This window comes from Allochromatium tepidum (assembly GCF_018409545.1).
Taxonomy (GTDB): Bacteria; Pseudomonadota; Gammaproteobacteria; order Chromatiales; family Chromatiaceae; genus Thermochromatium; species Thermochromatium tepidum_A.
Genome location: NZ_AP024563.1, coordinates 1,773,358 through 1,797,931, shown reverse-complemented (window position 1 = coordinate 1,797,931; position 24,574 = coordinate 1,773,358). Strand labels below are relative to the sequence as shown.

Below are 24,574 nucleotides of genomic sequence, written 5' to 3'. Positions count from 1 at the left end.
CTCGGGGGTCTTTGTTTGCTCACCAAGCCATCTCACCCAAGACGCCGCCACAGATGAGGCTCAGCCTGTCTTTGTCGGAGAAGGCTTTCAGGGTGCTCATGGCTTGCCTCATTTCGTTGGTGTCCATCCAGGTCGGCAGGGCCTCGGGGTCGAGGTGTTCGCCTTCGGCGAAGAATTTCAGCTCAAGGCGGCGGCGAGGTGGGCCTGGGTCAATAGTTGTTCACGCGGATCATCGATGGCGGCAGCGAGTGTTTTGGCTTCTTGTGCGGCTTGGTGCCGGTATCCAGGGTCGGTCTGTAAGTACTTTCATTAAGTTGGACTTTGGACAAAGTGTCCTACCAGCCGGCAAAAATCGTTCGCTCACGTACAGTTGGAGTAGACAGATCCTCTGCAGAGGAGAGCGAACGATGACCACTTCCCTGTTGAAAGATGGCCTGGAATCGCTCCAGCGTTTCCGCCGACGCCTCTACGAGCACCTTGGCGCACGCCGTGACGCCTGCCTCAATCTACTCGATAGCTTGTGCACCAACACCCAGGCCCGTTCGGTGGTCGAGCGGAGTTTGAACCCGGCCTTCGACTCCACCGCCATGGCCGTGGCGGCCTCACAGATGGCCGCTGTGCCGGCCGATCCCGCCCAACCCTATGCAACGGCGTTGAGCGTGCAGGTGGCCGACTCCCACTACAGCCACGCGGCGTATCGGCATGCGCTCCGTGCCTGCTCCACTCATGTCGTCATCGCCCGGCGCGCCCGCCACCGACGGCGCGTGCGGGCATCCGATCCGGTATGGTGAGACCTTTCGCCTCACCGCCCCCGAGACCTGGGGCAGTCCCTCCCAGAGCGCCGAATGGTCTGATCAGACCGCCTCCGGACGGGCGATTCGCCTTACGCTGGAGCGCCGGAATGCCCGGTTGATGCGCGGACATCGCGACAGCCCCATGCAGGACTACCCCTTCGATGGGGTCCGTTGCCGTGTCTTCGACGCCCAGACCGGGCGCGCGCTTTTCAAGCGCCCACTCCGGCTGAGCGTGATGGGCCAACGCCGCGCCGAACTGTCCCGGCAACAGATTGAACCGGCCTACCGCCAACGCTTCGATCGGGAGCACTTCTTCCGCTTCGGCACAAATCACCTGCTCCTCGACCGCTTTCAAACCCCCGACCTCACCCACGAAGAGCACGGGTGGCCGCGCGTCTGCCTGGCCTACGTCCAGTTATGGCTCGCCGCCCCGCCGGCCGGCGATCGGCCCAGACCGTGGGAGCGTTTCCTCCCCAAATCGCTCGCCGACACCCCCCTCTCACCGGCCCGTGTGCAGCGCGACTTCGCACGCCTTATTCGTCAGATCGGCACACCGGCCCGCCCTCCCAAACGCCGGGGTATCTCCCCAGCCCGGATCAAAGGCACGCCAGGCCAGAGACGGCCACGGCCCCCGATCGTCTTCAAGCGCCAACCGAGGCTCACCGCGACGGCTTGATCAGAAACCCAACGCCGGGACATGTCGCCGGTTTCTACGCTGGCGGGGCTTCAATCAAATTGGAACCGCGGTTCCGATTTGATGCGAAAGTCGCCCGGCCAGTACGTGCTGGAGTTCGAGAACAGGACGGAGCGGGCAGGCACCACGCGGTACCAGTTCGCCGCCGTAGTGGATCGGCTGCAACGCCGGTAGAGACGCGGATCGGATCGAAAGGGCAGGTACCAAATCAGGTACCACTACAGGACGAAATTGAGGCGTTTTGAGGCAACTTGACGCGCGTCCATGCGCTGCAAGCCTTTGAATTTGTGGAGCCGATGGCCGGATTCGAACCGGCGACCCACGCATTACGAATGCGTTGCTCTACCAACTGAGCTACATCGGCGGAAGGAGCCGCAAATAGTATCCGAAGCAATCATTCGTATCAAGCAGCATGTCAATCCGTCAATCCGTCAATCCGGGGTGCGACCATAACTGATGCGTGCCGCGCCGTTGTTAGGCGGCTTGTTTGATCAGGTCTTGCCAATAGTCCTCCCAGTGGCCATTGACGCGGTTGAGACGCAGCGCCGGCTCGGGCACAGTCGAAGAGTTCGCGCCCCAGCCCATCGACACCGCCTTGAAGCGTTCCGCCATAACAGGACGTGGCATGGCCAAGGGGATGCACGAGACACAGTTTGGTCTCCTTCCACCCCAGCGACTTCCCACGGCACTGGTCCGGCTGCGCCGGGTCCGGGGTCATGATCGGCACCATCCCCGCCATCCATTTCCGCCACCAGCCACTCTGTCCCCGGTTCGGTCGGCCACGCCGCTTGCACCTCATGGACCTCCAGGATAGCCTGCCCATGCCCTTCAACGATCCGGCGGATCGTCTCCACCGGCAAACGCACCCGATAATGCTCCCACAACTTCTCCGCCGCCCGTTGAAACGACACATCGGCCACCAAGTCCGTCACCACCCGCTGCAATGGTTGCGAACAACACCGATGGCTGACCTGCGCACTGAGCGAAAAACTGCGCCGCAACCGGGTGCCTTGACGACACAGCACTTCTTCCACTTCAATCAGTCCGAACGTACTGTGCCGGCACAGTTTTTTTCCTGCCCGCCGCGCTTCTCCGCTCTCCAATGTCGCGCGCGTGGTCTGTTCCACCTGCCGCTGCGCCCACGCTTGCAGGCGCTCCTGACCCAGACGCTGGATTTCCTCAATCATCCGACGTTCCGCCGCATCCGCGCGCGACAAGTCTCCCCCGGCGTCGTCAACGACGGCCACAATCCGCTCAATTCGTTGCCTCAGCGACGGGTGACGGTTCAGCGCATCAAGCAACTCTTTATCGCGTTGGGCGTGCATTGGCATGGCAGGAGCCTTACAAGACCGTTCAATGGAACCTACAGTTCAAGCCAACGCATCAGTTATGGTCGCACCCGTCAATCCGTCCGATGATTGTCAGACCCCGTGTCGACGCATTCCTCCGTCGCGCCCAGCAGCCCGATTCGACATTGGTCTCTCTTTTGCTTAAAAATCGAGCGATCACTCTGACTCTGATTGGCGGATCACGTTCACGGAATTCCCGGACCGGTGCGACCGTCACGAGAACTTAACGAAATTGTTATATAAATACTTCTGACATCGATTATTGAGTTTTGGAAAGGAGGAGAAGACCATGACCGAGCTCATTCGCATTGGCCAGGGGTTCTTCGAAGATCTGGCGACGACACCTGAGACCGAGGCCCGATTACTCTTGGACAGCCGTTTGACCGAGCAGGAATTCGCGGCCCGACATGCAGATACCATCCTCGACCACTACATGAACACCTTCAGCTTCGACTTTCTGCGCGAGGACGCCGAATTCTTCGCCGCTTCCATCTGGCACTATCTGCGCGCGCGCGGCCTCCGCAACCGGAATCAGGCCGAGACCAAGGTCTCCAGGGAGAATCTGATGGCGAGCCGGCCCGGCGCCGCCTATGCGTGCCAGGCCGCCTGACATGCACCAATCCGGTGCGCAGTCGGCGCCCCGTTCACGGTCTCGTCACGGGCGCTGCATACAATCGTCAAGATCCGCGCCTAACATAACGAAACCCAGAGGACGTATCCGGAGTCAGCCATGAGTATCGAGCATCGCTACCGCACGCGCCGTGCGAGTGACATCGAAGTCCAGATCCAGTACCGCAACCGCCGCTTCCGCAGTGCCAGGGGGCGTAATCTTTCCGACCAGGGGATGTATCTCGAGGTCAGCAACCTGACATTGCCCACAGGCACCCTGGTGGTGCTCGAGGTCCGGGACATGGACCGCGAGTGGCGCATCCCCGCCATCGTTGTCCATCAGGACAGGTCCGGGATCGGCGTCATGTTCCGCGACACCCATCCCGAATTCCTGCAAGCGAGCGACGAATCGCTCATGCCGCCCATGCCGCTCACGGCCTTCGGCACCCAGGTCGGGCCAGGACTCAGCGCCGCTTGATCCGCCGCGCGCGGTTCAGGCGCGACGCGACTCGAGCACGACTCAATTCCACTCGAACAACACCCACTGCGGCACCGAAATGTTGCGCGCCGCCCGTTCCTGGGCATCGATCAGCCCATCTCCGTTGAGATCATAGAGATAGTACGGCGGCCCGAATTGCGGCTGTATCCGTACCATATAGAGCACGCCGCGCACCCGATATTCGTAGATGATCTCGCCGCCGGACTCGCGGATGGTGATGTCCGGTTCGACCGCCTCGCCCGTGACCGGGGACGGCACGACCTCGGGGGCCTGCAGGAAGCCGCCCGCATCCGGTCCATCCGCTTCGTCTTGAGCGTGGACGGTCGTCAGGCAGGACGCGAGGATCAGAACGGCAAGTCGTCGGTTGAGCACGGGATCACCAGGCCAGGTCGGGGAACATGGCCCGAATGGTAGTACGATCCGCTCCGGATTGCTCGCCCGATCGGGCATAATGCGCCCTCCCCGCCCGCTCCGCACGAACGCGCCCCGACATCATGACCGAACTCAATCCGCGACAACTCGACGCCGTGCACTACACGGCCGGCCCGCTACTGGTGCTCGCCGGCGCAGGTTCGGGCAAGACGCGCGTCATCACCCGGAAGATCGCACACCTGATCGAGCAGGTCGGAGTCGCGCCCCGCCATATCCGGGCCGTCACCTTCACCAACAAGGCCGCGCGCGAGATGCGCGAGCGGGTGAGCCATCAACTCAAGGGCACCCAGACGCGCGGACTGGCCATCTCGACCTTCCATCGACTGGGGCTGGAGATCCTGCGTCGTCATCCCGAGGCGGCCGGTCTGCATTCGGGTTTCGCCCTGCTCGACGCCCAGGATGCCGAGTCGCTGCTCAAGGAGGGGTTGCGCGGTCTGGCCGAGGCCGACGCGCTCAGTCCGGGAGCGGTGCAGCACCGGATCTCGCGCTGGAAGAACGATCTCGTCGACCCCGAGCGCGCGGCCCAGCTCGCCGAAGATGCCTTCGAGGCTCGGCTCGCGGCGCTCTATGCCGACTACGAGCGTCGTCTGCGTATCTACAATGCGGTGGACTTCGACGATCTGATCCTGGCGCCGACACGCCTGTTCCGCACCCATCCGGCGATCCTGGAACAGTGGCGCGGACGCATCCGCTATCTGCTGGTCGACGAGTACCAGGACACCAACAGCGCCCAGTACGAGCTGGTGCGCCAGTTGACCGGCGCACGCGGGGCCTTCACCGTGGTCGGCGACGACGATCAGTCGATCTATGCCTGGCGCGGCGCGCGGCCCGAGAATCTGGCGCGACTCCAGGAGGACTATCCGGCCCTGCGGGTCATCATGCTGGAGCAGAACTATCGCTCCAGCGCGCGCATCCTGGGGCTGGCCAACACCCTGATCGCCAATAACCCTCATGTGTTCGAGAAACGGCTGTGGAGCGAGCATGGCCCAGGCGAACGCGCCCGCGTCATCCGCTGTCGCGATGAGCGCGACGAAGCGGCACGCGTGGTCTCCGAGATCCTGCATCTGAAGTTCGCCGAGAAGTGTCGCTTCGGCGACATCGCCATCCTGTTTCGCAGCAATCATCAGGCACGCCCCTTCGAGCAAGCGCTACGCGAGCACAGCGTCCCCTATTTCCTCAGCGGCGGAACGTCCTTCTTCGCGCGTACCGAAATCAAGGACGCCATGGCCTATCTGCGCCTGCTGGCCAATCCGACCGACGACACCGCCTTTCTGCGTATCGTCAACACGCCCCGGCGCGAGATCGGCTCGACCACGCTCGAACAGTTGGCCGACCACAGTCGCCGGCAGGGTCTGAACCTGTTGGACGGCTGCACCGATCCAGGGCTGGTCGAGCATCTCAATCCGCGCCAGCGCGAGCGGCTGGCCGCTTTCGTGCAGCTCATCGCCGAGCACCGCGAACGGGGTCGAACCGATCCGGTCGGCGCGGCGCGCGCACTGCTCCAGGCCATCGGCTACAAGGGCTGGCTGCGCGAGAACGCCTCCAGCCAGCCGGTCGCCGAGCGACGCTATCAGAACGTCGAGGATCTGCTCGACTGGCTCGGGCGTCTGCGTCAGGGCGAGTCGCCGAAGACTTCGCTCGTCGAGCTGGTCGACCATCTCGCGCTCATGGACGTGCTCGACCGCCAGGATGAGGACGCGGGCGGCGATCGGGTGCATCTGATGACGCTGCACGCGGCCAAGGGTCTGGAGTTCCCGCAGGTGTTCCTGGTCGGCATGGAGGAGGAGCTGCTGCCGCATCGCACCAGCATCGAAGAGGACAGCATCGAGGAAGAACGCCGACTGGCCTATGTCGGCATCACGCGCGCACGCGAAGCGCTCACCTTCACGCTCGCACGCCGGCGGCGGCGCTATGGCGAATGGGTCCGGGGCGAGCCGAGCCGCTTTCTGAGCGAACTGCCCGAGGATCAGCTCGACTGGGACGGTGAGCGTCGCGAGGACAGTCCCGAGGATCGCAAGGCGCGTGGCCGGGCGCATCTGAGCGCGCTCAAGAATATGCTGGCGTCCGGTTGAGTCGGGTGTCGAAGGCGCGATGGCCTTTGACGAATCGAGCGCCAAGGGTGATAATGCCCATCCTTCACGACACGCGCCCGTAGCTCAGATGGATAGAGTACAGCCCTCCGAAGGCTGGGGTCACAGGTTCGAATCCTGTCGGGCGCGCCAATCCAACCGAGTGCTTACATCGCTAAACCGCCCCCAACGTCCAGGGACACCGACAGCACCATCGTCAAAATCTCCGTGTCACTGACGCGGCAGAGGCGCTGGGGGTCTTCACGCGGCATGGCCTATACGGCCACCCCAGCGGTGGAGCAGTCCGCCTAGCCGCGATCAACCGAGCGTATAACCGGCGTCGACGTTGAGCGTGGCACCGGTCACGAGCCGGGCACGCGGCGAGGCGAGGAAGAGCACGGCCTCGGCGACATCGGCGGGCGTGACCACCTGTCGGCCCAGGACGTGACGCCGCTCCACGGTCCCCTGCATCAGATCGTCCGCCCCGCTCCACATCTCAGAGGCTACCACGCCGGGCGCGACCCCATTGACCCGAATCCCGCGCGGACCGAGCGCCAGCGCCAGTCGGCGCGTGAGCATGTCGAGTCCGGCCTTGGCGACCGAATAGCTGGTCGAGGTACAGGTGACGAAGGGATGTTGGGCGCAGGCCGAGGACAGATTGATCACCACGGGCGCGGCTGACTGATCGAGCAATGGGGCGCAGACCTGAGTCAGGGCGAAGGGCGCAACCAGATTGACCTCCAGAGTCTCGCGCCAGTGCTCCAGGCTCTCCTCCAGGGTGCCGCTGTCGCGGATGACACCGGCATTGTTGACCAGCACGTCAAGCCGACCGGCATCCTGCTCCAAGCGCTCCATCAGCCGCCGGCGAAAATCGGCGTCCGTGACGTCACCCGTCAGAACCGCCAGACGACCCGTCGCGACCGCCTCCGGCCAATGCGCCCGCACGGCTTCGACTTTCGCCGGTTGACGCCCAAAGGTGTAGACCCGATCCCCGGCATCGAGAAAGGCCGCGACCAGTCCCGCGCCGATCCCCGAGGTGCCGCCGCTGATGCAGACGAAGCGCGAATCCGCCTGCTCGGCCATCAGCGCTCACGCTGCCCGAGATTGGCATGGACGACCGATCCGTTGAGCATGGGCGACTCGGCGGCGAAGGCGACCGCCGAGGCGATCTCCTCGGGCGTGATCAGACGACCGAAGGCGTTCATCGCCGTAATGGCGGCCAGCGTCTCCGGATGGCCGTCGATGAGGGCGCGCACTTGCGGGGTATCCGTGAAGCCGGGGCAGATCAGGCAGGTGTGGATGCCGCGCCCGGCCAGATCCTGACAGGTGGCGCGCATCATGCCGACGAGCGCGTGCTTGACGATCACATAGCTGGCCGCCCCCGGAACGGCCTTCTCGGACAGGGTCGAGCCGATGTAGAGCACGCTCGATCCCGCTCCCAGGTGCGGCAGGATGAGTTGATTGAGCCGATTGGGCGACAGCAGGTTGAGTTCGAGCACGGCGCGCAGATCGTCGTCCGGCAGGGCGTCGATGCGGTCGGCGCGCATGATCGAGGCGTTGTGCACCAGACAGATGCGCCCTTCGACTGCGATCCGTTCCGGCAGTGTCTCGGCCAGCGCGTCCAGGCTCGCGGGCGACTCCAGATCGACGCTCAGGTTCTCGACCCCAGGCTCCGGGCAGGGCCGACGCGATAGATTGAGCACGCGCCAGCCGGCGGCCAGGAAACGTGCGGCGATGGCGTGTCCGATGCCCGAGCTGGCGCCGGTGATGATGAGTTGGTTCATACGGATACAGACTCCGATTGAGCGATGGCCCACTGTCCCTGCCCCGAGGAAACGCTGAGTTCGATGGCGCGGATCGCCGCGGACATGGCGGCGATCTCGGGATGCGCGCGCAGCCGTCCGAGCAGCAATGGGGCCAGTTCCTCGATAGTGACGTTACGGATGGGCAGCAGCAGGACGTCGCGGTCCAGAAAAGGGATGCGCTCGTCGGCGAAATGCGCCAGCACCAGTCCGTCCCGGCGCTCGATGCGCAGATAGGGCGATTCCAGCGGCAGCAGCACGCGCTCGTCGAGTGCGTCGCAGAGTTTCTTGAGCGCGCGTTTCAGGATCACATAGTCGAAGGTCAGACCGCCCTCGCCCACCCGGGCCGTGACCGCGCAGCGCACCCGGAAGTTGTGACCATGCAGATTCTCGCGCTCGGTGGCCGAGAACAGCGTGAAATGACCGGCACTGAAATTGAGATAGTCCTTGCTGATCTCGATACGGGTCAGGATGGCTTCGGCCACGAACTTCTCCATGGGCATGATCGGCGGTCGGCCGGTTTGACGCGCTCGTCCGGGGTGTCAAGCGTGCGGCGGCCATTCGGGAATCCTGAGAATGCGGGTCGTCGCGGTCGGATCAAGCCGGCTCGGCGCAGATGAGCGCGGCTGCGGCCAGGATCGACGTCAGGATCACCAGCGGCCAGGACACCCACAGCGTCTCGCGCGTGAACGGGAGACCGCCCGGCGCCGTCAGCGCCGTCAGGCCGACGAGGCCGAGCAGATTGACGAGATTGAAGTCGAACGCGAGGCTCAGCGTCATCCGTCCCGATGCGCCGTCATTCGGCCGGCGTCCGGCGAGCAGGATCGGCATCCAGCCGGCCAGAACGCTCGCCGGCGCCAAAAGCGTCAGCCCAAGCATCCAGTGTTCGAGGCCCAGCACCAGCGCCAGATCGAGCCCCCCCATCGCCAGCACCCGCGCACCCATGGCCAGCAGCGTCAGCCCCACACAGAGATGTGCACCCAGTCCCCAGAATCGCCGCAAGGAGCGCGCCGGTCGTGTCCGATGCCCGACATCGACAGCCGGGGCCTGGGTCTGGGTTTCACCGTCGTCCCCCGGCGAAGCCAACGTTCGCGCTACCCACCTCATCCAGATCAGGTAGAGCAGACACAGCAGAACCAGTAAGCCCCCATCGACCCGCCCGAGATTCCCATCGAGCGCCAGTCCCCAAACCAGCCCCGCCGCCCCGACCAGACTCCAGGCCCGCGCCCAGGGACGATGCACACGCTCGGCTAAGACCCTCTCCCCTCGCGGGAGAGGGGGGGGGGAGAGGGGGGAAGGCAGGCGACACGGCAAATATAGCCTCGAACGATGACCGATCGCCAACAAAACGCCGAGAACATGGACGCCGATGATCGTACCAAGCCCCAGAGTGCTTGCGTCCGAGCCAATGGCCTGCAAGGTCACGGCCATCGTCGGCAGCATGGCGACCAGCGCTTGCCAGGGCGAGAACCGACACCCCGATGCCCCAATCGCCCCCTGTACGCCGACACTCCCCAGAACGAGCCCGATCAGGCCCAGGATCAGCACGGCCAGCGATAGGCTCCAATCCGGCATGGTCGAGGTCAGGGATGCTTGAGTACGCAGTCGGCGCAGGTACCGATCAATTCGACCACCGGACGGCTCGGTCGAAACCCGGTCTCGCCGGCGGCCAGCATCAGGCTCTGAGCGATGGCGGCATCCTCCAGCTCGGTCACCCGCCCGCACTCGGCGCAGATCAGAAATTGACCGGCATGCGGATGCTCGGGATGGGTGCAGCCGACGAAGGCATGCAGACTCTCGATCTTGTGCGCCAGCCCCTGTTCGAGCAGGAAGTCGAGCGCCCGATAGACGGTCGGCGGGGCCGGCGCGCGTGCGCCCTCGCGCATGGATTCCAGGATCTCATAGGCCCCGAGCGGACGCTCGGACGCGCACAGGATCGCCAGCACCCGCCATCGTTGCGGTGTGAGTCTGACGCCGCGTTGCCGGCAGAGCGCCTCGGCCTGGTCCAGCACCCGTTCTAGGGCATCCCCCGTCGTCGGCATGGCGCGCCCTACCCTCTGACCATTGCCGCCTGACGCCGGGCGCGCCGACGGTGCAACTGACGACTGACCAGCGCCGACAGGATATAGACGCCCCCCGCGAGCAGGATCATGGTCGGCCCGGCCGGCAGATCCGGCCCGAACGAGAGCACCAGACCCAGCGTGGTGAAGAGCGCCCCGAGTCCGGTGGCGATCAGCATCATGGCCCCCAGCGAATGGACATAATGCGCCGCGATGGCCGCCGGCAGCGTCAGCAGCGCGATGACCAGGATCAGCCCGACCACCTGGATCAGCAGCACAACGGTCACGGCCACCAGACACAGCAGCAGCAGATAAAACATCGTGACCGGCACACCGCGCAGACGCGCGAATTCCTCGTCAAAGATGACGGCCAGGAACTGCCGATAGAAGAGCGCCACCGTGGCCACCAGCACCAGATCCAGTCCAGCCATCCACCAGAGTTCGCGCGTCGGCACCAACAGGATGTTGCCGAACAGAAAGCTCATCAGATCCGAGGAATACCCCGGCGTCTTGGCGATGAAGAGCACGCCGACCGCCATGCCGATGGCCCAGAGCGCGCCGATGAGCGTGTCTTCCTGGGTCTTCCAGCTCAGACGCACCGCCCCGATCAGCAGCGCCGAGAAGATGGCCGCGATCAGCGCCCCGGCGAATGGATCGAGTCCGAAATAGAGCGCCGCGCCCATGCCGCCGAGCACCGAATGCGCGATCCCGCCGGCCATGAAGGCGATGCGCTTGAAGACGACGAAGGTGCCGATCACGCCGCAGCCGACGCCGGCCAGCAAACCGGCGATCAGCGCGCTCTGCAGGAATCCATAGGTCGCGAGTGCCGTGAGGAATTCAGCCATGCCGGTGCTCGACCTGGCGGACATGGCCGCCGTAGAGATGCCGGATAGCCTCGCCGTCGATCGCGCTGGTGCCGTGACAGGTCAGGGTCCGGTTGAGACAGGCCACGCGGCTGACGTACTCGGAGATGAAGGCGATGTCGTGCGAGACCAGCAGGATGGTCAGGCGCCGATTGAGCTCGGCGAGCAGATCGAAGATGTCGCTCTCGGCGCGCTGGTCGATGTTGGCCGTGGGCTCGTCGAGGATCAGGATGCGTGGTTCACCGACCAGCGCGCGCGCCAGCAGCACCCGTTGCAACTGCCCGCCCGAGAGTCGACCGATCGGACGCCGCGCCAGATCCGCCGCCTCGACCTCGGCGAGCGCCTGACGGGCCGCCGCGCGGTCGGCACGGCTCGACCAGCCGAGCGGCCAGCGCGACCCGAGTCCGATCCGCCCCATGGCCACGACCTCCTCGACACAGATCGGGAAGTCGCGCGGAAAGCTCGGAAACTGGGGGACGTAACCGATGGCGCGCGCGGCTTCGCGCGGCGGACGCCCGAGCACGCGGATGCGCCCGGACTGAGGTTCGAGCAGACCCAGGATCAGCTTCAGCAGCGTGCTCTTGCCGCCGGCATTGGGTCCGACCAGTCCCACGAACTCGCCGGCGGCGATGCTCAGATCGATGCGTTCGAGCACCAGGGTCTCGCCATAGGAGAAGCTGACGGACTCCACGCGGATCACGGGTGAGTCGGACATGGTGCTCGGCATGGGGATCGGGTCGATAGTGGATGTGTCGATGAAGAGACTGTTCGGCATCCGCGCCATCGTGGCCGGATCGAAGGCGTACAGTATAACGTGAATGGACACCGCGCCGGTCAGGAGGATTGAGTATGATGGCGCGCCCATCCTTCTCGACCCTGACGAGGATTCGACGCGCATGACCCTCGACCCGCAGTTCCATTCTCAACTCTACTGGGCCGCCGGACTGAGCCTCTATGTCCTGGCGGTGCTCGTCCTGACGCGCCTGCCCTATCAGGCCATGGTCCGGCGCGGCCTGGAGCCGATCCGGGCCGTCTACTACAACCGCAAGATCGTGCACATGCTGGCCGGCGGTGTCGGTTCACTGGCCGTGCCGCTGGTGTTCGTCGATCCCCGGTTTCCGCTGGTCTGTGGTCTGCTGCTCACACTCCTGACCAATCTGGCCCATGCCACCGGGATGCGCTTCTATTGGTTCCAGACCGACGACAACCGCAACGACGTCAAGTTCGCGCTCATGTGGTCGACCTCGGTCGCGGCGCTGTGGTGGATTCTGGACGATCCCTGGCTGGCGATCCTGCCCGCGCTCTACATGGCCTTCGGCGACGGCGTGACCGGAATCGTGCGCAATGCCTTCATCCGCAAGCGTTCCAAGAGCCCGATCGGCAGTGTCTTCATGCTGATCGTCAGCGCGCCCATGGGCTGGATCATCGGCGGCATGGCGCAACCGGCGATCCCGGAGTGGGGACTGATCTCAGCCGTGGTCGCCACTATCGTCGAACGCTATGAGTTCGGCCCCATCGACGACAACATCCTCATCACCGTCTCGGCCTCGGCGGTGCTGCTGTTCGGGGTCTATCGGGGACCGCTGTTCTGAGGTCCGGGTCGGGCGATCGACCTACTCGGCCAGCTTGGGATTGCGCAGCGCCTCGACGGCGAGGATCTGATACTGCGCCTGCTCGACCAGCGCCATGAGCTGATCGTTCCGTAAATTCAGACGCGCCAGGATCTCGGGTTCGATCGGCGGGGCGTCGTGCAGATCCCTGGAGTCGAACTCGGCCAGATGGGCGATGCTGTTGGCCACATGCACCAGGGACACGGCGAGCGCGTGCCCCTCGGGTGCGGCGAGCGGGTCATGGTGATAGCGGATGCAGGCCACCAGACTCTCGGGCAGGCCCCAGTGCTCGGCCAGGGCGCCGCCGAGCTGGGCGTGATCGAAACCGAGCACGGCGCGCTCGGCCTCCACGGGTGACAGGGTGTCGATTGCACCCAGTGAGTTCAGGAACGCCCGATGCTCGGCCTGGGGTTCCTGGGTGAAGAGCAGGAGCTGTCCCAGATCGTGCAGCAACCCACCGAGGAAGACCGATCCGGCCAGACGGGGCGCGATCTGTTCGGCCAGCAGGCGCGCGATGGCGGCGCAATAGGACGAGTGGCGCCAGAAGACCTCGAGCGGCAGCATGTCCTGGTTCGGCAGATGGTCCGCCGCCTGGGTGACGGCGCCCGCGATCACCAAACGGCGCAGATGCTCGCGCCCCAGCAGCATGATGGCGCGCTCGACCGAATCGACCGTGCGCGCGGGCGCGAAGGCCGGGCTGTTGGCCAGCCGCAGCAGGATGGCGACCAAGGCCGGATCCTGCTCCAGATGCCGGGCGATCTCGGATTGGCGGCTGTCCGGATCGTCCAGGAGACGCAGCACCTCGCCGACCACGCGCGGGATCGCCAGTAATCGCCCCGTTCCCTTGACCAGGCTCTCGATGGTTACGGACACGCCGCACACTCTCCCAACACGCCTACAGTGACGCGATCCGTCACAGATTGAACATGGACTTCAGGTTGTCGAGCATCCGCTCGCCGCCGGCCAGCTCGGCGATCGGCTCGCCCGGAGCCGGCGGCGTCAGGCCCAGCACCGCGAACGCCGGCACCGCGCCGGCATCCGGAACCTCACGGCCCTCGCTCTGCAGCGCCGCCCAGCGCGCCACGATGGCGATGCTGGCATAGTCCGGCTCTGAGGCTCGATAGTCCCATTCACCATAGTGCTCGGCGACCGTCACCAGGTCGTCGCCCAGCCCCCAGTAGTTGATCACCAGCACGCCCGTGATGCTCGCCAGCTTGGAGACGAGCGACTGGACCTGGGCGAGCGTCTGCCCCTGTCCGCGCGTCTCGATGAACTGGATGATGGGCACGGCGCCGATCCCGGCCACGAGTCCGGCGAGCAACGCGCGCTCACGGTCGAGACGATGCGTGATCTCGGCAATCACGTAGCCATAAGCCGAGCAGAGTACGCTCTCGGTCCAGGACTCCTGCATCGCCGCGCGCGTGACTTCGTTCTTGGCGCGGAAGGCCTGACGCAGCGCCAGATTCACGGCCAGCATCCGGGTGTTGCGGAACCCCAGACGCAGCACCGCCTCGCGGATGGTCTTGATCTCCTTGGCGGCGCGGAACAGCGGGCTGTTGGTCGCGTGCAGCAGGGCGCCGGCGATGGTGCCGTCGCGCTGGATGATCTCGGTCAGGGCATCGATGCCGGCGTCCGGATCATTGGTCATCTCCTGGATCTTGAGCGCCACTTCGGGGCGCGCCGGCAGCACGAGCTGGTTGTTGTTGATCAGATGATAGAGTTCGGCCAGGAACTCGCCCTCGGCCGGATCGAGCTCGATGTCGCTGACCTCGGTGCCGCCGGCGAGCACGGCCTCGAGCGCGGCGGCTGGAATCCGCAGGAACAGACAGGGGGTTTCGGTCACGAGACAGGCATCGGGGGCCAGGGTCTCACCCATGAGGTCGATCGGCTCGCTGAGTCCCTGGAAGGCCTGGTGGCGCTCGATGACGCCATTCTCGAGACGCGCGACATGACCATCGACCAGGAAGAGTCGATCCGGTTTCTGTTCGGTCAGCCGCATACGGTGCTTGAGCGAATGTTCCTCGATCCGGCACTGCTCGGCGAGCCGACCTCGATCCTCTTCGCTGAGATCGCGCGTCAGTTCGATCTCGGCCAGGATCGAAAACGCCTCCAACGTCTCGGGTGTCTGCTGCATAACGGGTGGATTCCTTGAGATCAGGGATCAGACGACACTGAGGTCTAGTCTAGCAGCATCGACACGCCTTTCGACATGCCTCGACGACCCGTTCGTCGTTTTTACGGGGCGGCATGATACGGGTTCCGGGTCGGAGTGGATTCACGCCAGATCGTGATAGCCGAGCATCACGTCGGCCGCTTCGCCGTGGCTGTCATCGCTGCGAATGAAGCGCCCTGTCTGCGCCACGTGATCATAGGCATCGAGCGCCCGGTTGACGTTCCGATAAGTGAGCTCGATCGCCTTGACTCCGGCCTCGTCGAGCGTGCGGCTGGTCTGCGAGCCATCGGCCTGGAGCTGGACCAGACGCAGACGTGCGAAAATGGCGTCCTGGGCGTCGATGCGCGCATCGCCATTGGTGTCGTGACGCGCCAGTTCGGCGAACCCGTGCTCGGCGCCGTTCTGGTCGCCGAAGAGCTCACGCCCATCGTCGATGCGTCCATTGTCGTTCCAGTCGAGTGCCAGGAACCAAGAGTCCCCGGTCACTGTGCTCATGCGCTCGAGTCGACCATCGCCGTTCAGATCGAAGTCGACGCCGGCGGCGACACCCGTGGTCGTGACGCCTCGTCCACCAAGATCGAGCACCAGCGGATCGGCGACCTGGATCTGGACTCCAGCCGAGGCGTCGATGTTCAGTTCGAGCCGCTGGGCGTTCGCGCCGGCCATCGCGGCCATGAAAGCCGATTCGCCGGCGCGCACGGAGATCTCCAGGCGTTGGGTGGCGACGGCCTGGAGTTCGAAGGATTCGGCCAAGGAGGCGGACTGGATGGAGGACGCATCGAGCTGGTTGCTGGAGGCCGTTTCGGAGGCCCGCCCCTGTCTCACCGCCTTCGACTCATCGACATCGAGCGCGAAGGCACGGCGCAGAATCTGATAATCCGGATCCTGTTCCAACTGTTCCCTGATTTGCTCGGATAGGCTCAGGGTCTCGGAGTCGGAATCGGTTTGGACGACGACGGGGGTTGGGATCGTCGCCGGGGCCGGCGTGGTCACACGCACCTCGTCGTTGCGCGTCGCGTCGGCTCGGTTTGCGGTCCGGGTCGTGGACAGCGCGAGCGTGGCATTGGAAGCGGCTGTCACTAACATCGCCTTGACCTCGCTGAAATTCGCCTCACCTGGAGTCTCGTGTCGACCTCATTCGCGCATCGGATCGTCGAAGCGGACGGCGATCCCCGCCTCGGTGTGTCGCACCACGATGGCATCGACCAGGGGCGGTTCATCGTCTCCGCCCAGTGGGCCCGAGATCCGTATCTGCACCCTGGCGCCGATCGGCGGCCAATCACCATGACCGTTCATCGTCAGCGACACGCCGCCATTGCTCAGGTCATCGGTCCATACCAGACACATGGATCGATCGGAACGATGCAGCTCGACCTCGACCTCGACTGGAAGGCGCGGATGCTGACGTTTTTCGTTATCGTTCATCATCGGTCAGCCATTCACTTCATGTGTTGTAGCGCACATCAGGGTCCGGTGCGCACCCGATCATCCGTCGAGCCTCGGATTCGCCAGATTTTGCAGCGTCCAGAATTGGATACCACGCAGGAATCCGGGTTCGACTTGACTCACCAGCGAGGCCGGACGTCCGCCGGCATCGCGTTCGAGGATCCAGTCGTCGGGGAGCGAGTCGAGCAGATGACGCCTGGAGATACGCCCATCCTCGAGTCGGCACAGCCGGATCTCGCCGGTTTCGAGATGCCGAAACGCCGGCAGGAAACCGCTCACCAGAGCGCTGGAATCGAGACGGCGCACCTCGGCGCGAGGTTCGCTCGAAGTGCTCGAAGAGAGGCTTGGGTCGAGTGACATGGCGTCCATCTCCTGCGGGATGCACTCGGGTTAACGACGCTCGGACGCGAAACTTGAGTCCAAACACCGCCGACGTTCGTGGGAACCCAACCCGAACGCTGAGCATCCAATGCTCGAAATGAGGCATGAATCGCAAACAGCGCCAAGGATCTGTTCTATCATGTCATTGACGTCCCATCCATTTCGGGATGGATTCGAGTCACCGGAATCCGGGATGGACACTCAAACAGCACGAGGTTCAAGCGATGGATATCTCCTCCACATCGGGCCTAGCCGGTTACACCTATACGCCCTCCAGCAACAAGACCGATACCAGCGCCAGTCTCGCCATGCTGAACAAGGCCAACGAGATGCAAGCCGATTCGGCCGAGCAGATGATTCGGAGCGTCACCGAAACCACGCCGTCCTCGCAGGCGCTACCCGATCATATCGGCCGCAACATTAATGTAACGGCCTAACCCGAGTCCGTTTCCGTCTGCTTGCCTTGGCCGAGGTTTCAGGCCAGTCGACTCAGTCCCGTCTCGACCGAAGAAGTGGAGAACAGGGCCTCGATGCGTTGTGCCGGACGTTCCTGCCCGCCCGACATGCCCTGGCTCGGCTGTGTCGCCGAACCCGAGCGCTCGTCGTTCGCCGTCGGCGTGGTTGCCGCCGCCGTTCCAGAGGGCGCCGATGCACGGTCGGTTGCGCCCGTGTCCATCACCGCCTCGTATTCCTTGATCTGACGGTCCCGGATCTCCTGCTGGGCCCGCGTCTCCATCGCACGCGCCGAGGCCGCGACGCGCACGTCCTGGGACGAGGGTTCGGCCGGCGCCATGGCGGCGCGAATGATGGCGCGCGCCTTTTCGAGATTGCCTTCCGGATCGCCCGCCTTCATCGAGGTGTCGATCCCGACCTCGCCGCCGATGGCATAGCGTTTGCCGTCCGGGCCGGTCTGGTAGGAATAACTCGGACCGCTGGTGATGTGGCCGCCGCCGGCGGTGACATGCGCCTGCTCATGGGCGCGGACCTCGGAATCACGCTGCTTGAGCTGCTCGACGACGCGCAGATCCTCGTCTGAGAGAGTCTCGCCATTGATGTCCTTGGCCGCCGTCGGGTCTTCCTCGCCGGTCGCACGCTCGGCCTCGATCTCGCTCGTTTCCTCGATGGCGCGCGGATCCTCGACCGGTTCGTCACGCGCGACCGCGCCCGCTTCCAGGGCACCGGGCACGGAGGACATCTCGCGCGCATCGTCGAACCGACGCATCGGCGAGGCGGGCGAAGACCGGATGAGTGAATGGATCTCCAACTGAAGGCGACCTCGATCCAGGGGTTTCCCCTAGTAGTCTAGTCGATATGCGCGCCGAAAGTGGATGGCAACAGGCCGATTCCGTGAACCACGTATCGGTTCGTCAGGGCAGACTGTCGCGGATCGAGCCGATAGTGCGGATCCAGGGACCATTGTCGCGCACGGACGCGGGCAGGCCGGGCAACTCGCGTGCCGCCTGGGTGCGGCTCGGGAAGCTGCCGAGCACGGCGATCACATAGGAGCGTGTCTGGACATAGCGCACGCCTTCCAGGGCCTGAGGGTCGAGCACGCCGCGCGCTGTCTGGAGATCGCGCGCCGCCACGAGCTGAATGGTGAAGCGTTCCGGATCCTGGCGCATCAGCCAGGCGAGATCCTCGGCCAATTCGTCACGCGGCGTCTCGGAACCGGGCGCCGGCTCGGCCACGCCGGCGACGGGAGCGCCCTCCGGGGCCGCCACGGGCGTCGCTTCCGGCTGAGCCGGTGCGGAAGCCGTCTCGGGAGCGACAGGTTGCGATTCGGGTTCGGTCGCCTCGGGTCGATCGACCGGCGCCTGAGAGACCGGCTTGGATCGATCCGGCAGCGACGTCGACGGCTTGGAGTCCATCACGAGCTGCCAGACCACGGGCGCCGCGATGGCCACGAGGACGATGACCAGCACCACCGGGATGAACCAGGGACGGTTCCAGTACGGCGTCCTTGGCTTGGGCGTCGTGGCCTTGATCTCCTCGCGCGTGGCGGCCTTGGGTTCGGGCGCGGCGGCCTCCCAGGGCTGATGCTGGCGCACGCGCTGGAGGATCTGCTCGAACTCGCTCTGGGCCATGGCCGTGGGTACCTCACCGCCGACCAGGAAATCCGAGAGTTGAGGATCTCTGGGGGGCGGCGGCGCGGATGGCGCGGATGGCTCGTAGGTGTCGGGTTCGAGATCCAGGAATTCCTCGGACGCCTCCAGGCGTTCGTCCAGCGGATCGGGCTCGGGTCGCGGTTCAGGAGGACGCTGGGGTTCGGCACTGATCGGTGCCGGCATCACGCCTGCTGCCGCCGAGCGTCCGCCCAGCGAGGTTCTCAGCCCCCCGTCCAGACTCTTGCAGCGACGCGTCAGCCAGGCATTGGCCTGGGCATTGAGCGCCGCCGGCAAGCCCTTGGCACTGCCCTGCAGCACCGCGATGTCGCCCCGGCTCAGCAGGCTGTCGGGATCCTCCAGACCCGCGACCCGCAGGCGATGACGCAGATAGGCTCCCGCCTGTTCGAGGTTGAAGGGCCGCAGATTCAGGCGCACCACCTGCGCGTCGTCGAGCAGATCGGGCAAGGGCAGACGCCCGCGACTCAGGGACGGATCGCCCACCAGGATCAGCCGCAACCCCTGCCCGCCCGCCTCCAGGACGGTCGCGCGCAGACGCACCAGCTTGACCATTCCCTCGCCGCCGAGCAGATGCGCATCGTCGATCGCCAGCACCAGCCGCGCCTGAGCGCGCGTGCGTTCGGCCAGCAGATCGGCCACGGAGCGGTTAGGATTGTCGAATCCGCTGCTGCGCAGATGGGCGCGAATGGTGACGTCGACCGCATCGAAGGGGATGTTCGGCCGACTGCGGAAGGCGATCAGTTCATAGGGCCCATCGAGCGCACCGAGCAGTCGCATCAACTGGACACTGCGTCCCGAACCGTCCGGACCGGCCAGGACGACGACCGCCCCCGGCGCCCCGATCGCCCGCGCCGCGGTCTCGACCAGACTTTCCAGCAAGGGGTCGCTGTAGAGAAAATCCTCGCTGGTGAGGGTATCGAATGGCGCCTGCCGCAGTTTGAGCCGGGCCAGGCAATCTGGATCCAGTGACATGATGCCGGTCGCCGATGGAGGGCCGCTTGGCCCGTGAGTGGTTTGCGTGGATGCTTATACCAGGACGAGGAGATATTTTCAGTATGCGCGATCTCAGGCTCAACATGCAGGACATCGCCCGCTCCGGGCATGTCACGCGCTGGCATTCGGTGCGCTGCGCGCGCAACCAGACGCTCGCCGAACACCATTATCTCGTGACCATGATCGCGCGCGAGCTGATGCGCCGCCTGTTCGGCGAGAGCCTCCCCGCCGAGACGCGCCTGCTGGTGCTCGAATACGCCCTGACCCATGATACGCCCGAATTGCTGATGGGCGACCTGCCCTCCCCGCTCAAGCAGCGCATCGCCGAGATCGCGGGCGACGGCAATCCGCTGACCCGCATCGAGCACGAGATCGCCCCTGAGCTCGGCGCGTGCCGGCGCGCCCTCGCGGACTCGGCACTGGCCTGTGTCGTCAAGCTGGCCGATCTCATGGACGCCTGTCTCTTCATCCGTGAGGAAGGCATCGGTCGGCATGCCGCGCTCGTCGCCGACAAATCCGAGGCCCTGCTGCGTGAGAAGATCCGGGAGGCCGGTGAACGCTTTCCTGAACTAGACTGGAGCCAGGTTCCGGATCTCTACGCGCACATGTGCGGTGAGGCCGGTCCGGACAACCGGATTCTGTTCGAGCAGGTACGGTCTCCGGTGTCCAACCCGGATATTTCCTGATACGAGAACGACGATAAGAGAGAATGGTGATGCGACGAATCAACGATCTACCGATCTGGATGCGCCTGGTGGGGGCCATGTGGCTCATCCTGCTCCCGGCCTGGACCGGACTCATCATCTGGATGGCGAGCGAGCAACGCCAGACCGCCATCGATCAGGCGGCGGCCTTCACCAGCACCCTGCACGAGATGACCCTGGCCGGACTCACCACATTGATGATCACGGGCACCATCAATCAGCGTGCCGCCTTCCTCGATCAGATCGTCGAGCTGAAGAATGTCGAGGACTTGCGCGTATTGCGCGGCGAGAACGTCTCCAAGCAATTCGGCCCCGGCACCGAACACGAGCAGCCGCGCGACGACATCGAGCGCCGCGTCCTGGAGACGGGCGAACCCTATCTCGAACTCTCCGACGATGGCCGGACACTGCGCGCCGTCACGGCGGCCTTCGCGCGTGAGGATTATCTGGGCAAGAACTGCACGGCCTGTCACGCACTCGCGCCGCGCGACTCGGTCCTCGGTGCGGTCAGCATGCGGATCGACCTCAAGGACGTGAATCGCGCGGTCGATGTCTTCGCCATCAAGATCTTCGTCATCGCCGCCATCCTGAGCCTGCCGGTCCTGCTCTTCCTCTACTTCTTCACCCGCGGGTTCGTCACCCGTCCGCTCCAGCAGATGACCCAGGGACTCGACGGCATCGCCAAGGGTAACGGCGATCTCAGCCGCCGTCTCCCGGTCCATGGAAACGACGAGATCGGCCAAGCCAGTCTGGCCTTCAACGCCATGATGGACAACTTCCGCGACCTGATCGCCCGCATCCTCGCCTCCACCGGCCAGCTCGCCCAGGCGGCGCGCAATCTGGCCGGCGCCACCGAGCAGACCAACATGAGCATCGCCCAGCAGCGCCACGAGGTCGATCAACTCGCCTCGGCCATGAACGAGATGAGCGCCACGGCCCAGGAGGTTGCGCGCAGTGCCCAGCACGGCGCCGACATCACACGGGTCGCCCACGGGGCCGCCAACTCGGGCAAGGACGTGGTCCATGGCACCATGTCGCGTATCGAGCAGTTGGCTCAGGAGATCCAGAACGCCTCGGCGGTCATCCGCGATCTGGGTCAGGACAGCCAGGAGATCGGCAAGATCCTGGACGTGATCCGCGGCGTGGCCGAGCAGACCAATCTGCTGGCGCTCAACGCGGCGATCGAGGCCGCGCGCGCGGGTGAGGCCGGTCGCGGGTTCGCCGTGGTCGCCGATGAGGTACGTTCACTGGCCAACCGGACCCAGACCTCGACCCAGGAGATCCAGGCCATGATCGAGCGTCTCCAGCAGGCCAGTCGTCGCGCCGTGTCGGTGATGGAGGACAGCCGCCGGCATGCCGACGACAGCCGCACCCGCGCCCTGGAGGCCGAGCAGTCGCTCGATGCCATCATGAACGCCGTCACCACACTCAACGACGTCAACACCCAGGTCGCCAGTTCGGCCGAGGAACAGAGCGCGGTGGCCGAGGAGATGAACCGCAACGTCACCCGCATCTCGGACGCCGCCGAGGGCAATGCGCAGGCCGCGCTCCAGACAACCGAAGCCTCCGATCAGCTCGCGCGGCTCGCCGCCGAGTTGCAGGAGCTGGTGGGTCACTTCAAGGTCTGATCGCGGACGCGATCATCCGGGCACGGACGCCCCATGCAGGCGTTTGTAGGCTAGGCGCGTCGGAGCCTGGGTGACGAGTTCGGGGATACGCGGCAGCCCGACCACGGCATCCACACCGCCGAGCTTGACCGCTTCCTTGGGCATGCCGTAGACGACACAGGTCTGCTCGTCCTGGGCGATGGTCAGGGCGCCGGTCTGGTGCATCTCCAGCAGGCCGCGTGCGCCGTCGTCGCCCATGCCGGTCATGATGATGCCGACGGCATTGGGACCGGCGGCCTGGGCCGTGGAGCGAAAGAGCACGTCGACCGAGGGACGATGGCGGCTGACCAGCGGGCCGCCCTTGACCTCGACCCGGTACTGGGCGCCGCTGCGGCGCAGCAGCAGATGATCGGTGCCGGGCGCGATCAGGGCCAGTCCGGGGATGACGCGGTCGCCGTTGCGCGCCGCGCGGCTCGATCCGGCAGAGCTGATCGAGCCGCGCGGCGAAGGCGGCCGTGAACTGTCCCGGCATGTGCTGGACGATGACGAGGCCGGGGGCGGTGCGCGGCAGGCGGGTGAGCACGTATTCGAGTGCCTGGGTGCCGCCGGTCGAGGTGCCGATCGCGACCACGCGCTCGGTCATGCCCGCGATCGGCGCCGCCGCGCGCTCGGCCAGCACGGCGTCGGCGGGGAGTTTCTGGGTCGGTGCCATCACCGGCTTGGCGCGCGAGCCGGCCGAGACGTGATCCATGCGTGCATGGCCGGCGGCCTTGATGGCATCGCCGAGCAGGGTCTTGGAGTCTTCCGGGAACTGGCGCAACCCTATCTTGGGCTTGGCGATGATGTCGACCGCCCCGGCGCTCATCGCCTGCATGGTGATCTCGGCGCCCTGCTCGGTCAGGGTCGAGCAGATGATGACCGGCGTCGGCCGCTCGGCCATGAGCCGGCGCAGGAAGGTCAGGCCATCCATGCGCGGCATCTCGATGTCGAGCACGATGACGTCGGGCCACTGCTTCTCCATCAGCTTGCGCGCAAACAGCGGGTCGCGCGCCGAGCCCATGACCTCGATGCCGGCGATGCCCGAGAGCTGTTCGGTGAGTACCTGCCGCACCACCGCCGAGTCGTCCACGATCAAGACCTTCACCGCCATCTTGGAACCATCCGTTCAATCGCGTTCGTCCGGAGATGATGCTGCCGGTCGGAACGCCGCACCGTCAGAAGAAATCGGCCGGAACGCCACGCTGTTTGGCGACGATGGCATTCTGCAGATAGCGTTGCTCGTCGCTCAGGACACGCTCGACACCGGCGCGCGGAATCCGACGCAGGAACACCGAATAGTCCCCGCCGTAGAAATGGATCTGGCGCCCATGCAGCCCGCCGAGATCCTGTGCGATCAGTGGAATCCCGTCGCGCTCCAGGAACTGACGCACGAAGGCCGCGTTGGAGGCGCCGATGTTGAAGCGATCCGGTCGCGTGTCCGTGACTTCGTGAAGGACATTGGCGCCGCCGAACGCCTTGGCGCGCAACTGCTCGCGTCGCGCGCCGCGCTTGAGCAGTTCGTTGACCAGGATCTCCATCGCCCAGAGTCCATAGCGTCCGGCATCCGTGGCCAGCACCGGCTCGCGGCTGGCCGGATTGCGCATCGGCAGCAGGAAATGATTCATGCCCATCAGACGCGCCACCGGATCGAAGAGACAGACCGAGACGCACGAACCCAGCAGGGTCGTCAGGACCATGGGCTCGTCGGTGACGGCGTGCTCACCGGGCCGCACCAGATGGCGCTTGATCGCTTTCGCCGTGGTCTCCACCCCGTTCATGGGGCTCCCCGCCGCTCGCTCGGGCGCTGGAAGATGGAGGGGCGGATCATCACGAGCGGCGTGTCGATCCCATGCAGTGACTCGACATGATCGATGACCAGTGGTTCGGTATCGGTCGGACGTTCTGATCGAGCGTTCATCCTGACCTCGTCATCTCTATGAATCTGTTTCGTCGGCGATTCAGGGCAAGACTAGCTTGGAGACCGCATCCAGCAGCATCGGCGGCTGGAAGGGCTTGACCAGCCAGGCCTTGGCCCCGGCCGCGCGCGCGGCCTCCTTCTTCTCGGGCTGACTCTCGGTCGTCAGCATCAGGATCGGCGTGAACCTGTAGTTGGGCAGCTTCTTGATCTCGCCGACCAGGGTGATGCCGTCCATGTTGGGCATGTTCACGTCGCTGACGATGAGATGGATCTTGGTGCCGTTGAGCTTGGCGAGCGCGTCGCGCCCGTCGCACGCCTCGATCACGTCATACCCGGCGCCCTTGAGCGCGATGCCCACCACACTGCGAAAGGAGGCCGAATCGTCGACCACCATGATCGTCTTCGCCAT

At 65.2% G+C, this 24,574-nt stretch carries 27 protein-coding genes, 2 tRNA genes and 2 pseudogenes; 10 read left to right on the top strand and 21 right to left on the bottom strand.

Features of this window, described 5'->3' with window-relative positions:
• Nucleotides 1–407: 407 nt before the first annotated feature.
• A complete protein-coding gene (locus Atep_RS08720; protein ID WP_213378077.1) occupies nt 408–791 on the top strand; it encodes a hypothetical protein in 384 nt (127 codons plus the stop codon).
• Complete coding sequence (locus Atep_RS08715; protein WP_213378075.1) at nt 727–1,470, top strand: hypothetical protein; 744 nt, start codon at nt 727–729, stop codon at nt 1,468–1,470. Before Atep_RS08720 ends, Atep_RS08715 begins: the two co-directional genes overlap by 65 nt.
• A gap of 306 nt (nt 1,471–1,776) precedes the next feature.
• Here Atep_RS08715 and Atep_RS08710 read toward each other — a convergent pair.
• Nucleotides 1,777–1,852 (bottom strand) — tRNA-Thr (locus Atep_RS08710).
• 123 nt (nt 1,853–1,975) lie between these two features.
• Nucleotides 1,976–2,819 (bottom strand): annotated as a pseudogene (locus Atep_RS08705) (ISKra4-like element ISTvi1 family transposase); the annotation flags it as partial.
• Between the two features lie 307 nt (nt 2,820–3,126).
• On the opposite strand from Atep_RS08705, the gene Atep_RS08700 reads away from it, so the two are divergent.
• On the top strand, nt 3,127–3,447 hold the full coding sequence (locus tag Atep_RS08700) for a hypothetical protein (protein ID WP_213378073.1): 321 nt from the start codon (nt 3,127–3,129) through the stop codon (nt 3,445–3,447).
• A gap of 120 nt (nt 3,448–3,567) precedes the next feature.
• Complete coding sequence (locus Atep_RS08695) at nt 3,568–3,924, top strand: PilZ domain-containing protein (protein ID WP_213378071.1); 357 nt, start codon at nt 3,568–3,570, stop codon at nt 3,922–3,924.
• Between the two features lie 42 nt (nt 3,925–3,966).
• Here Atep_RS08695 and Atep_RS08690 read toward each other — a convergent pair whose 3' ends face one another.
• On the bottom strand, nt 3,967–4,317 hold the full coding sequence (locus tag Atep_RS08690) for a DUF2782 domain-containing protein (RefSeq protein ID WP_236786084.1): 351 nt from the start codon (nt 4,315–4,317) through the stop codon (nt 3,967–3,969).
• Between the two features lie 122 nt (nt 4,318–4,439).
• On the opposite strand from Atep_RS08690, the gene Atep_RS08685 reads away from it, so the two are divergent.
• Nucleotides 4,440–6,449, top strand: coding sequence for a UvrD-helicase domain-containing protein (locus tag Atep_RS08685; protein WP_213378062.1), 2,010 nt, complete (start codon nt 4,440–4,442; stop codon nt 6,447–6,449).
• Nucleotides 6,450–6,522: 73 nt separating this feature from the next.
• Nucleotides 6,523–6,599: transfer RNA gene (locus Atep_RS08680), tRNA-Arg, on the top strand.
• Between the two features lie 165 nt (nt 6,600–6,764).
• Here the strand turns inward: Atep_RS08680 and Atep_RS08675 are convergent.
• From Atep_RS08675 to Atep_RS08645, 7 genes are all read right to left on the bottom strand, one after another.
• Nucleotides 6,765–7,529: an SDR family NAD(P)-dependent oxidoreductase gene (locus Atep_RS08675; RefSeq protein WP_213378060.1), complete on the bottom strand. Its 765-nt coding sequence runs from the start codon at nt 7,527–7,529 to the stop codon at nt 6,765–6,767.
• Nucleotides 7,529–8,230: an SDR family NAD(P)-dependent oxidoreductase gene (locus Atep_RS08670; protein ID WP_213378058.1), complete on the bottom strand. Its 702-nt coding sequence runs from the start codon at nt 8,228–8,230 to the stop codon at nt 7,529–7,531. Before Atep_RS08670 ends, Atep_RS08675 begins: the two co-directional genes overlap by 1 nt.
• Nucleotides 8,227–8,751, bottom strand: a complete 525-nt coding sequence (locus Atep_RS08665) for a 6-pyruvoyl trahydropterin synthase family protein (protein WP_213378056.1) — start codon at nt 8,749–8,751, stop codon at nt 8,227–8,229. The genes Atep_RS08670 and Atep_RS08665 overlap by 4 nt, the downstream gene beginning before the upstream one ends.
• A 94-nt stretch (nt 8,752–8,845) precedes the next feature.
• Complete coding sequence (locus tag Atep_RS08660; RefSeq protein ID WP_213378055.1) at nt 8,846–9,490, bottom strand: hypothetical protein; 645 nt, start codon at nt 9,488–9,490, stop codon at nt 8,846–8,848.
• 341 nt (nt 9,491–9,831) lie between these two features.
• Complete coding sequence (locus Atep_RS08655) at nt 9,832–10,290, bottom strand: Fur family transcriptional regulator (RefSeq protein ID WP_213378053.1); 459 nt, start codon at nt 10,288–10,290, stop codon at nt 9,832–9,834.
• An 8-nt stretch (nt 10,291–10,298) separates the two neighbouring features.
• Complete coding sequence (locus tag Atep_RS08650) at nt 10,299–11,153, bottom strand: metal ABC transporter permease (protein ID WP_213378051.1); 855 nt, start codon at nt 11,151–11,153, stop codon at nt 10,299–10,301.
• Nucleotides 11,146–11,886, bottom strand: a complete 741-nt coding sequence (locus tag Atep_RS08645; protein WP_213381496.1) for a metal ABC transporter ATP-binding protein — start codon at nt 11,884–11,886, stop codon at nt 11,146–11,148. The genes Atep_RS08650 and Atep_RS08645 overlap by 8 nt, the downstream gene beginning before the upstream one ends.
• Nucleotides 11,887–12,067: 181 nt before the next feature.
• Between Atep_RS08645 and Atep_RS08640 the strand changes: the two genes are divergently transcribed.
• The gene (locus tag Atep_RS08640; protein WP_213378045.1) at nt 12,068–12,763 is read left to right on the top strand and encodes a hypothetical protein; all 696 of its coding nucleotides are present in this window, start codon (nt 12,068–12,070) and stop codon (nt 12,761–12,763) included.
• Nucleotides 12,764–12,784: 21 nt separating this feature from the next.
• On the opposite strand, the gene Atep_RS08635 is transcribed toward Atep_RS08640, so the two are convergent.
• The 5 genes from Atep_RS08635 to Atep_RS08615 form a co-directional block, all read right to left on the bottom strand.
• Nucleotides 12,785–13,654 (bottom strand): HDOD domain-containing protein, encoded by an 870-nt coding sequence (locus Atep_RS08635; RefSeq protein WP_213378043.1) that lies wholly within the window; start codon nt 13,652–13,654, stop codon nt 12,785–12,787.
• Nucleotides 13,655–13,694: 40 nt separating this feature from the next.
• A complete protein-coding gene (locus tag Atep_RS08630; RefSeq protein ID WP_213378041.1) occupies nt 13,695–14,915 on the bottom strand; it encodes an HDOD domain-containing protein in 1,221 nt (406 codons plus the stop codon).
• 141 nt (nt 14,916–15,056) lie between these two features.
• The gene (locus Atep_RS08625) at nt 15,057–16,040 is read right to left on the bottom strand and encodes a hypothetical protein (RefSeq protein ID WP_213378039.1); all 984 of its coding nucleotides are present in this window, start codon (nt 16,038–16,040) and stop codon (nt 15,057–15,059) included.
• A gap of 48 nt (nt 16,041–16,088) precedes the next feature.
• Nucleotides 16,089–16,379 (bottom strand): PilZ domain-containing protein, encoded by a 291-nt coding sequence (locus Atep_RS08620; protein ID WP_213378037.1) that lies wholly within the window; start codon nt 16,377–16,379, stop codon nt 16,089–16,091.
• Nucleotides 16,380–16,439: 60 nt separating this feature from the next.
• Nucleotides 16,440–16,760, bottom strand: a complete 321-nt coding sequence (locus Atep_RS08615; RefSeq protein ID WP_213378026.1) for a hypothetical protein — start codon at nt 16,758–16,760, stop codon at nt 16,440–16,442.
• 245 nt (nt 16,761–17,005) lie between these two features.
• On the opposite strand from Atep_RS08615, the gene Atep_RS08610 reads away from it, so the two are divergent.
• Nucleotides 17,006–17,218, top strand: a complete 213-nt coding sequence (locus tag Atep_RS08610; RefSeq protein ID WP_213378020.1) for a YjfB family protein — start codon at nt 17,006–17,008, stop codon at nt 17,216–17,218.
• 38 nt (nt 17,219–17,256) lie between these two features.
• Here Atep_RS08610 and Atep_RS08605 read toward each other — a convergent pair whose 3' ends face one another.
• A complete protein-coding gene (locus Atep_RS08605; RefSeq protein ID WP_213378013.1) occupies nt 17,257–18,045 on the bottom strand; it encodes a putative metalloprotease CJM1_0395 family protein in 789 nt (262 codons plus the stop codon).
• Nucleotides 18,046–18,148: 103 nt separating this feature from the next.
• Complete coding sequence (locus tag Atep_RS08600; protein ID WP_213378011.1) at nt 18,149–19,876, bottom strand: AAA family ATPase; 1,728 nt, start codon at nt 19,874–19,876, stop codon at nt 18,149–18,151.
• A gap of 83 nt (nt 19,877–19,959) precedes the next feature.
• Here Atep_RS08600 and Atep_RS08595 point away from each other — a divergent pair, with 83 nt between their 5' ends.
• Together Atep_RS08595 and Atep_RS08590 are read left to right on the top strand one after the other, a co-directional pair.
• A complete protein-coding gene (locus Atep_RS08595; protein ID WP_213378009.1) occupies nt 19,960–20,583 on the top strand; it encodes a YfbR-like 5'-deoxynucleotidase in 624 nt (207 codons plus the stop codon).
• 29 nt (nt 20,584–20,612) lie between these two features.
• A complete protein-coding gene (locus Atep_RS08590) occupies nt 20,613–22,229 on the top strand; it encodes a methyl-accepting chemotaxis protein (protein ID WP_213378007.1) in 1,617 nt (538 codons plus the stop codon).
• A gap of 12 nt (nt 22,230–22,241) precedes the next feature.
• Here the strand turns inward: Atep_RS08590 and Atep_RS08585 are convergent.
• The 4 genes and pseudogenes from Atep_RS08585 to Atep_RS08570 all read right to left on the bottom strand — a co-directional run bounded on the left by Atep_RS08585 (nt 22,242) and on the right by Atep_RS08570 (nt 24,574).
• Nucleotides 22,242–23,358, bottom strand: a pseudogene (locus Atep_RS08585) (protein-glutamate methylesterase/protein-glutamine glutaminase).
• A 64-nt stretch (nt 23,359–23,422) separates the two neighbouring features.
• The gene (locus Atep_RS08580; protein WP_213378005.1) at nt 23,423–24,025 is read right to left on the bottom strand and encodes a chemotaxis protein CheD; all 603 of its coding nucleotides are present in this window, start codon (nt 24,023–24,025) and stop codon (nt 23,423–23,425) included.
• Nucleotides 24,022–24,165 carry a hypothetical protein gene (locus tag Atep_RS08575; protein WP_213378003.1) on the bottom strand — a complete coding sequence of 48 codons (144 nt, stop codon included), beginning with the start codon at nt 24,163–24,165 and terminating at the stop codon, nt 24,022–24,024. The genes Atep_RS08580 and Atep_RS08575 overlap by 4 nt, the downstream gene beginning before the upstream one ends.
• Before the next feature lie 40 nt (nt 24,166–24,205).
• Entirely contained in the window at nt 24,206–24,574 is a 369-nt protein-coding gene (locus Atep_RS08570) for a response regulator (protein WP_213378001.1), read from the bottom strand.

Coding starts and splice junctions, on each gene's coding strand:
- Atep_RS08720 (WP_213378077.1), top strand. CDS start 408: ATGACCACTTCCCTGTTGAAAGATGGCCTGGAATCGCTCCAGCGTTTC.
- Atep_RS08715 (WP_213378075.1), top strand. CDS start 727: ATGTCGTCATCGCCCGGCGCGCCCGCCACCGACGGCGCGTGCGGGCAT.
- Atep_RS08700 (WP_213378073.1), top strand. CDS start 3,127: ATGACCGAGCTCATTCGCATTGGCCAGGGGTTCTTCGAAGATCTGGCG.
- Atep_RS08695 (WP_213378071.1), top strand. CDS start 3,568: ATGAGTATCGAGCATCGCTACCGCACGCGCCGTGCGAGTGACATCGAA.
- Atep_RS08685 (WP_213378062.1), top strand. CDS start 4,440: ATGACCGAACTCAATCCGCGACAACTCGACGCCGTGCACTACACGGCC.
- Atep_RS08675 (WP_213378060.1), bottom strand. CDS start 7,529: ATGGCCGAGCAGGCGGATTCGCGCTTCGTCTGCATCAGCGGCGGCACC.
- Atep_RS08670 (WP_213378058.1), bottom strand. CDS start 8,230: ATGAACCAACTCATCATCACCGGCGCCAGCTCGGGCATCGGACACGCC.
- Atep_RS08665 (WP_213378056.1), bottom strand. CDS start 8,751: ATGCCCATGGAGAAGTTCGTGGCCGAAGCCATCCTGACCCGTATCGAG.
- Atep_RS08655 (WP_213378053.1), bottom strand. CDS start 10,290: ATGCCGACGACGGGGGATGCCCTAGAACGGGTGCTGGACCAGGCCGAG.
- Atep_RS08650 (WP_213378051.1), bottom strand. CDS start 11,153: ATGGCTGAATTCCTCACGGCACTCGCGACCTATGGATTCCTGCAGAGC.
- Atep_RS08645 (WP_213381496.1), bottom strand. CDS start 11,886: ATGTCCGACTCACCCGTGATCCGCGTGGAGTCCGTCAGCTTCTCCTAT.
- Atep_RS08640 (WP_213378045.1), top strand. CDS start 12,068: ATGACCCTCGACCCGCAGTTCCATTCTCAACTCTACTGGGCCGCCGGA.
- Atep_RS08630 (WP_213378041.1), bottom strand. CDS start 14,915: ATGCAGCAGACACCCGAGACGTTGGAGGCGTTTTCGATCCTGGCCGAG.
- Atep_RS08625 (WP_213378039.1), bottom strand. CDS start 16,040: ATGTTAGTGACAGCCGCTTCCAATGCCACGCTCGCGCTGTCCACGACC.
- Atep_RS08620 (WP_213378037.1), bottom strand. CDS start 16,379: ATGAACGATAACGAAAAACGTCAGCATCCGCGCCTTCCAGTCGAGGTC.
- Atep_RS08615 (WP_213378026.1), bottom strand. CDS start 16,760: ATGTCACTCGACCCAAGCCTCTCTTCGAGCACTTCGAGCGAACCTCGC.
- Atep_RS08610 (WP_213378020.1), top strand. CDS start 17,006: ATGGATATCTCCTCCACATCGGGCCTAGCCGGTTACACCTATACGCCC.
- Atep_RS08600 (WP_213378011.1), bottom strand. CDS start 19,876: ATGTCACTGGATCCAGATTGCCTGGCCCGGCTCAAACTGCGGCAGGCG.
- Atep_RS08595 (WP_213378009.1), top strand. CDS start 19,960: ATGCGCGATCTCAGGCTCAACATGCAGGACATCGCCCGCTCCGGGCAT.
- Atep_RS08590 (WP_213378007.1), top strand. CDS start 20,613: ATGCGACGAATCAACGATCTACCGATCTGGATGCGCCTGGTGGGGGCC.
- Atep_RS08580 (WP_213378005.1), bottom strand. CDS start 24,025: ATGAACGGGGTGGAGACCACGGCGAAAGCGATCAAGCGCCATCTGGTG.
- Atep_RS08575 (WP_213378003.1), bottom strand. CDS start 24,165: ATGAACGCTCGATCAGAACGTCCGACCGATACCGAACCACTGGTCATC.
- Atep_RS08570 (WP_213378001.1), bottom strand. CDS start 24,574: ATGGCGAAGACGATCATGGTGGTCGACGATTCGGCCTCCTTTCGCAGT.